Source organism: Microcoleus sp. w1-18aA5 (assembly GCF_036701705.1).
GTDB lineage: Bacteria > Cyanobacteriota > Cyanobacteriia > Cyanobacteriales > Microcoleaceae > Microcoleus.
In genome coordinates, this window is sequence record NZ_JAUPTE010000027.1 from 1 (window position 1) to 11,709 (window position 11,709).

An 11,709-nucleotide genomic window follows, 5' to 3' on the forward strand; every position below is an offset into this window, starting at 1 on the left:
TTTTAATAATTTTAGGAATCGCGTATTAGCTTGCTTTTCTGATTAGAGAAACTTATAACCATAAGTTCAGGAGAGCCTCTAGATCGTGCAGTTTCAATCCCTGATAGGGTTTTAGGTTGTTTTCGGCAAAGTTTTTGGATCGACTCCGTGAGCGGTTAGGGTTTCAATCCCTGATAGGGTTTTAGGTTGTTTTCGGCGGGAGTTTAAGGCTTTGGGGAGTTATCGCAAAGTGTTTCAATCCCTGATAGGGTTTTAGGTTGTTTTCGGCCTTGCTCTTTCGGGACTCCTAGCTCAACTTGTCGCGTTGGTTTCAATCCCTGATAGGGTTTTAGGTTGTTTTCGGCTCGAAACTCATTCAGTAATTAGGCAAGGGCAGCAAGTTTCAATCCCTGATAGGGTTTTAGGTTGTTTTCGGCTTTTGCACGTTTGAGGATGATTGAGATTGAGCGTGTTTCAATCCCTGATAGGGTTTTAGGTTGTTTTCGGCCTGGCAGGAGATTCAGTGAAAGCGAGGCGATTCTAAGTTTCAATCCCTGATAGGGTTTTAGGTTGTTTTCGGCTCGCGCGTCGTAGCTAATGGTACTTGAACCTTCGTTTGTTTCAATCCCTGATAGGGTTTTAGGTTGTTTTCGGCACTTTTCCAATCTGTCCCAACGCTTGAGTGCGGGTTTCAATCCCTGATAGGGTTTTAGGTTGTTTTCGGCTGAAAGTCCAAATTACAACAGGGTTTTGAATGTGGTTTCAATCCCTGATAGGGTTTTAGGTTGTTTTCGGCTTAACAACATTGACGGGCGTCCCGCAATTGAAACCGTTTCAATCCCTGATAGGGTTTTAGGTTGTTTTCGGCAACAAAAACATGATTGTTAGCTGAAAGAGTACAAGTTTCAATCCCTGATAGGGTTTTAGGTTGTTTTCGGCGTTAGTTCATAAGCACCTCCTTTGTTTGGTGTGAAGTTTCAATCCCTGATAGGGTTTTAGGTTGTTTTCGGCCTAGTGCCGACTGTTTCTCCCACTCTGATCGCCGGGTTTCAATCCCTGATAGGGTTTTAGGTTGTTTTCGGCAGTTATCCGCTTGGTGTTATTCGTTTTTGAGTGGTTTCAATCCCTGATAGGGTTTTAGGTTGTTTTCGGCGCTTTGTAGATTTCATTCCGACGTGTCCAAATTGCGTTTCAATCCCTGATAGGGTTTTAGGTTGTTTTCGGCTTTGTCGGGAATTCCTATTAATCTGCCCCCTAGGTTTCAATCCCTGATAGGGTTTTAGGTTGTTTTCGGCCCAAGCGTAGAGGTAATGCGGGATATGGAGTATAGGGTTTCAATCCCTGATAGGGTTTTAGGTTGTTTTCGGCCCTCCGTTTAAATTTCCTAATAGTGGATTTTTAGTTTCAATCCCTGATAGGGTTTTAGGTTGTTTTCGGCTTTGTTTTTTGTTGTGTGAATTTCTGTAAATGTCATGTTTCAATCCCTGATAGGGTTTTAGGTTGTTTTCGGCTTAATTATGTTTCCTTTTTTACTCCCTGTCTACATGTTTCAATCCCTGATAGGGTTTTAGGTTGTTTTCGGCGAAGGTGGTGGTGATGCTGGGCAGATGGGGCTTGTTTCAATCCCTGATAGGGTTTTAGGTTGTTTTCGGCTAGTTCAGGGAACCCAAGTCATTTGGGGGGCTGGTTTCAATCCCTGATAGGGTTTTAGGTTGTTTTCGGCATTTTAAAATAATAAAAGCGTTCGTATTGGCAAGTTTCAATCCCTGATAGGGTTTTAGGTTGTTTTCGGCTCTATGCCCTCCCCTAGTTTTAAGCAGCTCAACTCATGTTTCAATCCCTGATAGGGTTTTAGGTTGTTTTCGGCCCGCAGTTGACCCGTCGTATAATAGTCTGCGCGTCTTAATCTGTTTCAATCCCTGATAGGGTTTTAGGTTGTTTTCGGCCCTTCTAGATATTAGCAAATATTGTCACACAAAAGTTTCAATCCCTGATAGGGTTTTAGGTTGTTTTCGGCTCCCCATGTTCACTTGGGTATAGGTATATCGCGGGTTTCAATCCCTGATAGGGTTTTAGGTTGTTTTCGGCACAACTTGCCAAAGAGCCAAGGATTTGATGTCAAAGTTTCAATCCCTGATAGGGTTTTAGGTTGTTTTCGGCTGGGCTTTCATTGGAATTAGTCGAGATGTCAGGAGTTTCAATCCCTGATAGGGTTTTAGGTTGTTTTCGGCCGACGCGGGTAATTTTGAAGAGTTACCCACAGTTACAGAGTTTCAATCCCTGATAGGGTTTTAGGTTGTTTTCGGCCTTGACAAGTTTGAGTAGCTTCGGGTAAACTTAGGTTTCAATCCCTGATAGGGTTTTAGGTTGTTTTCGGCCCTTTGCCCACGCAGTTCACTTGTTTTTAGTCGGTTTCAATCCCTGATAGGGTTTTAGGTTGTTTTCGGCGCAAGACTCAATCCCTGAATCGCCTTGTGCCAGCTGTTTCAATCCCTGATAGGGTTTTAGGTTGTTTTCGGCTAAATAACTTACCCATCTGTTCACGCAAGTGTTCAGGTTTCAATCCCTGATAGGGTTTTAGGTTGTTTTCGGCTGCCGGGGTCTGGGAGGCTTGAAATATAAGGTTCTCAAGGTTCAGTTGCGTCTGACTGCAATCAATATACCGTTTCAGCGATCGCCCTGTCAAGGGGGCAAATTTCAAATAGACCTCAAACTCTCTCCCAGTAAAGGTTTCAGCATTTGCGTCTAACCCGCATGAGGTACAAACCACTGCAAACCCAGTCCTAGTAAAGCTTTCAGCCATTAAAATTCACCCCCTCCGTTCTACACCTACAGCCAGACGCAAAATCACACCATAAAGATCGTAGTATCGATCGGTGCCCGGCCGCCAATCCGCTCGATCTTGCCCTGACAGCAAGCGCACAAATAGTGAAACAGGATGCTATCTTCTTCCGACTTAATCACCTTACTCAGACGTTGGCGCATCCGGGCATACTGAGTATCCGTCACCTCGCAATGAAACACCGAATACTGCTTCCATTCCCCATAAGACTTGAGAATCTTGTGAATCTTAGTGCGGCGCTTGTCCTCAGATATATCGTAGCAAACCAAAACAAACATAACTTAATTGCCTCCCTATTTCAGAATCAAAGGTGGATACTTATCAACTTCACCCATCAAATACTTAGCCATCAACCGCCCTTGAATTTCAAACGCTTCTTGATAAGTACACAACTTTCCCATCACAGGATGCTTGAACTTTGACTGTTTCTTTTGTTCGTAAAATCGCAAAAAATTGTGCAGCGCTTCTTTTGTTAAAGAAACCGCGCCGCTCAACGGTTCTGCCGTAAAATCATTAGGGGAAACTTTCTGCAAATTGATCGCTGTCAACACTACAGCATCAACTACCAAAGGTCGAAATTCTTCCATCAAATCCAGCGCTAAGGAAGGACGGCCATAGCGCTCAAAATGCAAATATCCCAAATACGGATCGAACCCCACAATATTCACCGCACTTTGAACATCGTGCCGCAGCAGAGAATATCCCAAACTTAACAGAGAATTTACCGGGTCAGTAGGCGGACGGCGGCGGCGAACTTCAAAGCTAAAATCTGGCACGCGAATCAGTTGATTGAAGCAGCCAAAATAAGTCGCACTACCCGCCCCCTCTAATCCTCGCAGAGAATTAATACTCGAAGTTTTGTCAATAGACGCGATGACTTGTTTCAATTGGGCAATGGGTTTTTCAAATTCCTGGGGAGAATATTTGCGCTGATATTCTAACAAAGAATTGCGGTAATTCTTGAGCTTTCCCCGTACAAATCCCCTAACTAAATGTACGGCTTGTTCCGATTCCCCAGCCGCTTGCCACTGAGCTTTTCGCACAAAGATGTTTTTCGTCATTTCCGGTTCCAACCTCCCCAAATAACGTCCGTTTAGCGTCAGAAAACTTAAAGGAATGTGACGTTCCAAAAGTTCCACAACCACAGCCGGCGAAACTGTAGCGCGTCCCAATGCAACAACACCATCAATCTTAATTAATGGCACGTCCAACAGATTTTTTTTGTCAGCTTTAACCGTCAGACGTTCATCGACTTTGCCAATAAAAGCATCTTCTTGAGTAATGTAAACTGTTCCCATTGTGAAATCTCCTATTTGCAGGTTAACTTGCTTCTTGATAGCGGTTGACTTTGGCCGCAGCTTGGGGCAGACATTGGGGAAAAAGACTGCATCCCGTACACCGAGCGGTGTAAACTGGTAAAGGGATATTTCCCGATCGCCAAAGAGCACCGACTTTTTCAATAGTTGCGATCGTATCCTGTCTCAAACCCTCAGAAATCTCGACTAATTGCCGCTGATGCGACTGCGCGTAATACACATATCCAGTCGCAATAGTTTTCCCCGTCATCTCCTCCAAACAAAGCGCTTGGGCGCAAACCTGCAACTCATCATTATCCCATTCCCCCTTCCGTCCCCGCTTATATTCCACTGGGTAAATCTCACCCTCAGCCGACTCAATCAAATCCGATTTACCAATCAGTTTGTAGCGCTCGGATTTCAGCCAAATCGCCCGCACCTGCCAAGTTTCATCGCGATTAATCTCGCCCATCGTGTGAACGCGATCGTGCAAACTTGTCCCTTCTATGGTATACTGATTATCGGTGAATTCTCCAGCACAAGACATTCGCCAACAGCGGTGAGGACAGTAAGAATACTGGTTGAGAGTTGCAATCGAAATGTAATCAAAATCATTCATAATTTTGATGGTTTGTAGGAAATTAGTAATTGGAATTAGCAACAGGCAAGATGCCTGTTCCACAAGAGTTTAGTGTTATTGTGGGGTGGGCATCTTGCCCGCCCAGGAAATCCGGAATCTTGCCCGCCCTCAAAATCCGTTTAACTCTTATTAACAACTATTCTTCGAGTCATTCCCATCCCCATCGGAGTTTTCCTCCCCACCCCGCAGTAAACAGCAAAATCAGCCAAAGCATTAATTTGCTTAATCACTAAAGGCTCGACATCTCCCAAAATCCGATAACTAACCTCCCCAACCATGCCCACAAAATCGCTTTGATAGTTGGTCAATTTTTCACTTCGGATATTGACAAATGTTGAAAAAAGTGCATCGAAGGAAAGATCGGGAATTGCGATCGGGCTGTACTTATTCCAGCGACTGAGGAGACTATTAAAAACGCAGTCTCTAGTAGGAATCACGGAATCAAATTTCCCCTGTCGAAAAGTTGTAGGAGTCGCAAAACTGAAGGCAATTAAACGATTGGTTTCGGAAGCGCGATCGTACAATTGAGAGTAATCGCAAGCATTAGCCCAAGGCTGATCTATTTGGGGCGTTCCGAGAATCTTAGTAATCATCAAATCGGCAGGCCCGAGATGCCACGGCTTCGAGGGATTGAGATTCAGCCAAAGCTGAGTTAACTTGCCAAATAAAGTGTCATCAAGCAGAGTAATCCGCCACCAACACAGCGTGTGTTCTGGAATCGATTCTGTATGTTCCCATTGCAGGGAATGGTGTTTTTTGAAAGGGCATTTTTTAGTTTGCAAAGGGCTGAGAGTGAAGGATTTTTGGGCGGTGGCATCGTGGAGGCGATCGCCGAGTTGTTTGTCAACGGAGCTCACGAGGGTGAGAAAGAGGGCGTGCAGGTGTCTTCCGGTGAGGTATCCGGGGGGAATTGGGGCCAGGGGAAGGATGTTGAGGACGAGGCTGTGTGGCATAATTGGTTAATGGTTAATGCTTAAAATTGGTTTAATTTTTATCGTTCCCAGGTAGAACCTGGGAACGCATTTCTAGAGGCTCGGCTTTTTATTAATCGGCCCGAAAGCGGTATTCCATACAACCGGGAATTTTGAGTTTGTCAAAGTCGTAATATCGCCCTAGCATTTTGACATTTTGAATGAGGCTAACCGGAGGCATATTAACCACATCGTAGCTTATCACTTGATGGGAAAACATCACATCTAAAGGATTGAGCAGATAGGGAAAAATGAAGTCTGTTTCTGAGGGCGATCGCTTCACTTCCTTCTGTTCTACGATTTCGACTGCTGCTTTGCTCATCCACTTTCCCAAACGAATCCATTTCGCCAGTTTCAGAGACTTCTCTGAGATTATGAAAAACTCAAATTTGCTTTCCGGCGCAATTTCTTTGGTTCTTCCAAAACTAGGGATATTTTTCTGAGTTTTCTCCATCTCGACGTGATAGTTATTGTTGGCGTATTTCCAAGTGTTGAGGGTAGAGGAGTGAGAAATAGATCGCCCCGGACTAACATAAATCCCCTGTTGGTTGAGCGCGGTTAAATGCGGCTCGTATTTAGGAACTTGTTCGGGACAGAAATAGCGATAGGAATGTTCTTCAGAAACTGTGGTGGAATAGATTTCGCTATCCACCAAACCGAGCGCGTAACAAAGCGCGTAATTGTGAATTACCGGCTCAGTTTCGTAAAGTCTCCCTATCTCGCGAGTTGCAAAATAAAGGCTATCGTGCAACTCGATTTGACAGCGGTAAATAAAAGTCATTGTTTTTACTCCGCTGCTGCTGTAGCTCCTGCTTTACCCTTGATATGCTTCTTCGCGTAAGCTTTAGCCTCGTCATCGGCTTTCTTCAACATTTTTTTGAGTTCATCTTCATTGCCAATAACAGCTTTAACCTCTGTCACTAATGGTGTAAACTTATCCCCAATAAAGTCTTCATGCACGATAAATTCCTCAGACAGTAACGTTTGGATAGCAGCCCTAGCAGCCATAATCACATCATCTTCATTGAGAGGGTTGTTGGAATTAAGTTTATCGTCACCCTGCAATTTATCGTAAATTGCTTGCGTCCAGCGGAGGTTACTGGTAATTTCGCCGTCGGCAAATACGACACCAATTAACTCATTTCTGACTCGACCTGTACGGGTGGTTTGAGCGCCATAGTGTCTGGTTCTGAGGATGTTGTTGAAAACATACAAAAAACTAGCTTCTGTAGGATCTTTCAGGGTGACAATGCTAGGAAAGAAAATCTGGGGTTTGATGTGATCTTGCTGATTGATGCGACTGGTAACTTCGCCTGGTTTAGAACCTGCTTCACCCTTAGATGCCATTGTGCCATTCTCAAAGGGAGCATTGAGGGTAAAAGTCTCGTGAGATTCATCAAAAGCGGTAATTGAAAATGCTGTGTCAACTACTACTTTTGATTTTTCTGAACCAGAGTCACCGATCGCAAATCCGTAGATAATGCAATCAGGATTATTCATTGCAAACTTGACATTGTATTCGCAATCTTCAGCGGTCATAAAACCATAGTTACGCAGCAACTCGCGACCGACTAAACGTTCTGGTGTAGATTGCTTGCGCTTAAACATGGTCAGGCGGCTGATTGGTTTTTGGTCTTGAATTCCTGACCTCACCCGCGCTTTATTCAGTTCTCCATCGGTCTGAAATAGGGGATAAGATTCTGTGACTCGCACAGTCAGAAAATGTACATATTTTCCCATTGGTTTGTAAGGGATGTTAGCATGGAAAGATTTAGAGTCAACTGTTTTCAAGAAAGCCATGATTTGTGTCCTATGTAAAAATGTTAGTTTGGTAGTTAGCTTGTAGCCGACCGAACAATAGATTCAGCTTTAATCATCACCTTCTTCCTGAGATTCGTCAGGAGATTTGTCATTTCTATCGCGATTGTCTTTGTCATTTTCTAAACGGTAAAGGAATTCGCATGTATCTCGGATTAGGTTGATTTGGCGGCCGGCTAAACGGGCTCGATCGCCCGCAAATGATTGCTCAAATACCTCCTCAACAAAGTAGCGAGCAAACTCTAAAATTGCCTGTCGTTCTTCCTCCCGCTTGCTAAAAATCCAGCGTCCTTCAGCAGTAGAAGAGTGAACGCGATCCATGAGCTTTGAAACTTCAGCAGCAACTGTCAAGACTAAAGATTCACCTTGACAACTGCGATCGGCTTCTAGGATGGTTTTAGAAGCAATATCAATCGGTTTCAGCACAGCATTTGCCTTGGGATTATATCGCTTACTTGCACGGTAAAATCTGCGATACAATTCCGTCAATTTTTGGGGGTGGTTTAAACTTGATGCGGTTGTCACAGTCAATCGTTCCTCTTCATGATTATAGTGGGCATAGGAGTCAAAGCAAGGGTAAAAATGATAAGCATAAAGCTTGATTTTTTGAATTGATGCCGTTTCATTTTTCTGTTTGCGAACCCATTGATTTAGGTAGCTAAACACATAAAGCGGGCTGGTTTCAAAATCCTTGGCGAGCTCAGTTAATTTACCCCAGTTGGAGTCATAGCCGGACTTCCCCTGTTTCGCATTAACATCAAGGTGAATGGCATAAGCAGCAGTTAAGACATTTAGAGGTGCAGGATAAGATTTGCCGTTTTCCTCCCAACCTTCTAGGATGTAGTCGAGGCGGAAGCGATCGCGCTTCGTCAACACCCTAAAAGCTTGGGGTACACTGTCCAGAAATACGCTTTCTTCAAATTCCGCACCGTCGTTAAAAGGCGGAATTGGCGACTCGGAAACTACGGTTTTGACATCCAGAATCATCGGGAAGGCAAAAGCTAACCAAGTTGGCATTACCCACGATTCGGTATCAGTTGCATCTCGACCGGGCGGAAGCGCCATGAAGTAAAATGTTAGGGGTTGGTCTTCGGGATAGGAAAGTTTGAAGGTGCGGTCTTTTCCTGGTTCGATGTTTTCATCGATTAGGAAAGCATCGATGCTTTGGTAGCGATCGCGTCCAAAATCGGCTTGCAAATCCTTGCTGATAAAATGATTGCGAATGCTGGTATCAAAGCGGGTTTGGAAAATGCTAGTGTAGGCTTTTTGCAGAAACTTATTTGTCTCTGGGGTGAAGTAATATGTGGGATAAAAATAGAGATAGCGATATTTGCCATCTTCAAACTTTTTCCCCACAGCTTGAGTTTGATTCATTAAAATTTGCCTCAGCATCATTTCCAAACCTGCAATACTAGAAATATTGCGTTTGGCGTTAGAACCTCCCAACATTTGTTTGTTAGTGTAAACTTGAGGGGTGAACAAAACGGCTGATTCCATTTGTTCTGTCACCGTGTAAGCTGAATGGGAGATCGAACAAATTAACTGTCTGCCTCTACCCTGTTTCTTAGCGAGTTGGTAGCGTTCCAATTCATCTAAAAATACGTCACTGGATGCTGTGTCCAATGGTGTATTTCCGGGTAACATGACAACCCGCGTTACCCACAGTCGCAAATCGTCCCAACCGTCGGGCAATTTGTACTGTGAAAGTATGGGTTTTATCATTTGGGAAATGTGGGTGATCGCCTGTTCGCAAACTTGCCGGCTACCCTCAATTCCTGGGTAATGTTCTAGGTACTTTGCTGCTAAATAGTACCATGTTACCCACAGCCACAAATCATCCCAAGCGTCTGACAATTTGTACCGTGAAAGAATTGGTTTAATCATTTGGGAAATGTGGGTGATGGCCTGTTCGCAAACTTGCCGCACATCCTCAATTCCTGGGTGATGTTCTAGGTACTTTGCTGCTAAATAGTACCATTCGTAAGGAACGCCACCTGTATTGCCTTTTAGTTTAAGTTCTTTGAGGCGTTCATTAATCCGTTGAATTTCTCTTAGGGCTGGTAGATAGTCGGACAGGTTCCAAAATTTAGCAATTTCATCGACAATATCTAGATGAGTTAGGGCGGGTAGTTTTTTGTTTTTCTTGCGTGCCGCTTCGATGGTATTAACCTGTTCTCCCCAAATCTTGCGACTCACTAAGTCCCCAAGTTCAGCAATCTGATCGATCCGAATATCGTCGTCAAAGTTGAAGTTATAATCAGAAGACAAAACATCCTGACGCTGAAATTTTATCAGATTATCGCTGCGACTTTTGGCAACAGAGTTTTTTCCTATTTTGAGAATGCGTAAAGTAGCATCAACAGCAACTAGCATCAACTCTGACGTATCAAAAAACAGGTTATAATACTCGGCATATTTCATGCCTTTACCATCTCTGCCAAAACCAGTTTGTCGCCGTTGCAATTGTCCGGCGCAGAGGTGTTTAATCTTGCTAACTACTCGTTTGGGTAAGTCTACAATTGAAATAGCAGGAGCATCCGATCGAGCTAAGTAAATTACACCTGTTGGTAAGTAAAGCAGTGGTTCGTAGTAGGTGCGATCGTCGGTATTCAGCGCCGTATGCACTTCCATTAAAGCGTTATTGACGACGTTAGTAAGTACGCCTCTGTTTTCAGCGATGCTGTGATAAGTAAATTTTAATTGCCCGTCGCTGAGGCTGTGGATTAACTCGTTTAGTCTGGTATTTTCTGCATCTTGGGGATGTTTGATAATAGATGCTAGGGAATCTGCTAAACAGGTTAAGTCTGAGAGGCTGCGGAGTGTGCGACCGTGCAACACTGGATTTAACCCAAATTCGGAAAAATTCCAGTTAGTATCCCAACGCCGCTGAGCGTTGTAAGCAAGGCAGAGCAAATCGTCAATGTATTCTCGATAAGTATCTGGATTGTTGGGATTGATGAAGCTATCTAGTCCTAACTGTCGCACTTTTTCATCAATAATTTGACGGTGCTGTTCTAGCGGTAACTTGCGACAATCGTTGGGGACATCGGGGAATTTTTCAAAGTCGTGGAGAATAAAGCCAGCAATTACTAGCCGCCGTTCTTGTTCTCCCACCGATCGCCGCACGGTGGTATCGAGTTTTTCTAGCCGCTGTTCAATTAAGTTAGCGGGAAATAATCCATTTAGTAGGTGACTATTTAGGGACTGATCGGCTGCATTGTCCCGCCTAACATACTCTTTTCCTTGCTTTCGATCGAGTTCGTCAAAAAATTTGCCGCCTTTGGCTGTAACACCAATGGCAACTCGCAACAGATTTGGCAAGACATATTCTGCGAAGTCTGCCATGACGCGATCGCCTGGATTTTGACTCTGAATGGCTTCTCGCAAGAGTTTGAGGGTTAGTAAGTCGCGAGTTTGAGGTTCGATTGTGCGATCGGAGGTTTGAAAGTTTGCCCCTAATTCTTCATCTTGCAACCAGTCATCATCTGGATCATCTAATTGTTCAGAGTTCAAATTAACTGGGATATCAAATAATGAGAGTTGTTGGTACTCTTCATCTGGTTTTTGACGTTTTTTAGCCATTTTATGCCTCTAGGGAGTCTATGAAAGAACTCACTTATCTTTTTTTGACAAAAAAGCTCTACAGGCTCTGATGTAGTTACACTAATCCTGTAGAGCCTAACTATTGAAAATTCGCAAAGTGCTACTATCTAGCGCCTTTGAGATACCTTTTTAGATCCTCGGAGGATTACTAAAAAGTCATAGACTTCTGCTTTGACCTCCTCTGACTCAAACTCATTTCTGTCCAATGCAGTTTCTAATAAGTTCTGAACTTTTTCCAGCAACTCAAAGGGGTGGCGATTTCTCCCTCGAACTTTCTTTTTGTTTTCCAAAAAAGGTTTCCGGGAATAGGGAATAAATAGCAAAGGCCCTCCCTCACCAGAGCGTTTTGGCTTTGGCATTGTTAATGTCTCCTGTTTAGTTTTTACAGACTGGAAAGACTCACGGCTGCTGACTGCTAACAGCAGCAGAAGGGGGGCGTTATACCCCCACCCAAATAAAGTGACGCTAAAAACCGTTCTGTCTAGAGAACAAGAAGGGCTGCGATTACATATCTGTGTTCCTACTCGCGATCGTTGCTCACAGAGCCGCGAAGCTTTCCAT

8 protein-coding genes and 1 CRISPR repeat array are annotated in these 11,709 nt (G+C 43.9%); all 8 genes read right to left on the reverse strand.

All coding sequences use genetic code 11. The features are described from left to right. The first annotated feature begins 90 nt into the window (after positions 1–90). Positions 91–2,572: a CRISPR direct-repeat array (repeat unit 37 nt; unit sequence GTTTCAATCCCTGATAGGGTTTTAGGTTGTTTTCGGC). Between the two features lie 254 nt (positions 2,573–2,826). Then, entirely contained in the window at positions 2,827–3,099 is a 273-nt protein-coding gene (gene cas2 / locus Q5691_RS12150; protein ID WP_333211524.1) for a CRISPR-associated endonuclease Cas2, read from the reverse strand. 15 nt (positions 3,100–3,114) lie between these two features. Beyond that, positions 3,115–4,119: a type I-D CRISPR-associated endonuclease Cas1d gene (gene cas1d, locus Q5691_RS12155; protein WP_333211526.1), complete on the reverse strand. Its 1,005-nt coding sequence runs from the start codon at positions 4,117–4,119 to the stop codon at positions 3,115–3,117. A gap of 22 nt (positions 4,120–4,141) precedes the next feature. After that, a complete protein-coding gene (gene cas4, locus Q5691_RS12160) occupies positions 4,142–4,735 on the reverse strand; it encodes a CRISPR-associated protein Cas4 (RefSeq protein ID WP_333255978.1) in 594 nt (197 codons plus the stop codon). 140 nt (positions 4,736–4,875) lie between these two features. Beyond that, complete coding sequence (gene cas6 / locus Q5691_RS12165; RefSeq protein WP_333344979.1) at positions 4,876–5,709, reverse strand: CRISPR-associated endoribonuclease Cas6; 834 nt, start codon at positions 5,707–5,709, stop codon at positions 4,876–4,878. 91 nt (positions 5,710–5,800) lie between these two features. Beyond that, the gene (gene cas5d, locus Q5691_RS12170) at positions 5,801–6,508 is read right to left on the reverse strand and encodes a type I-D CRISPR-associated protein Cas5/Csc1 (RefSeq protein WP_333344981.1); all 708 of its coding nucleotides are present in this window, start codon (positions 6,506–6,508) and stop codon (positions 5,801–5,803) included. A 5-nt stretch (positions 6,509–6,513) separates the two neighbouring features. Further along, positions 6,514–7,527 (reverse strand): type I-D CRISPR-associated protein Cas7/Csc2, encoded by a 1,014-nt coding sequence (gene cas7d / locus Q5691_RS12175; protein ID WP_333344983.1) that lies wholly within the window; start codon positions 7,525–7,527, stop codon positions 6,514–6,516. Between the two features lie 69 nt (positions 7,528–7,596). After that, a complete protein-coding gene (gene cas10d, locus Q5691_RS12180; protein WP_333344984.1) occupies positions 7,597–11,127 on the reverse strand; it encodes a type I-D CRISPR-associated protein Cas10d/Csc3 in 3,531 nt (1,176 codons plus the stop codon). Between the two features lie 128 nt (positions 11,128–11,255). After that, positions 11,256–11,507 (reverse strand): hypothetical protein, encoded by a 252-nt coding sequence (locus Q5691_RS12185; RefSeq protein ID WP_333121054.1) that lies wholly within the window; start codon positions 11,505–11,507, stop codon positions 11,256–11,258. Between the last annotated feature and the right edge of the window lie 202 nt (positions 11,508–11,709).